A 279-nucleotide genomic window follows, 5' to 3' on the forward strand; every position below is an offset into this window, starting at 1 on the left:
TCTCGGATCCGGAAGCGGAGATTCCGGGGTCCGAAGTGATCGCGGATCCGTCGCTGATCGAATCCGATCCGGTGACTCAGATCAGCCAACTCTTGGGCCGGTAGTACGGGTCCTCGCTCTCCGGCTCCGGCTCCACCTCTCGGGACCGAGGCGGTTGCGCCGGCAGCTGCCGTGGTCTGCGGACCTCCTCGAGGTCGCCGAGCCGACGACCGGTCGCTCGGCGGTACGCGGCGACGATCCGCTCGATCTCCGCGTTCACAGCGGACCCGCCTCGGGAAG

Annotated in this window: 1 protein-coding gene; it reads right to left on the reverse strand. The window is 68.5% G+C overall.

Annotated elements, in window-relative coordinates; genetic code table 11:
* Window positions 1-76: 76 nt before the first annotated feature.
* Window positions 77-279 (reverse strand): hypothetical protein (locus tag I0Q12_RS22920; RefSeq protein ID WP_231611264.1); only part of this gene is annotated, 203 nt, incomplete at its 5' end.

The sequence above is a fragment of the Rhodococcus sp. CX genome (assembly GCF_015865005.1).
In the GTDB taxonomy this organism is placed as follows: domain Bacteria; phylum Actinomycetota; class Actinomycetes; order Mycobacteriales; family Mycobacteriaceae; genus Rhodococcus.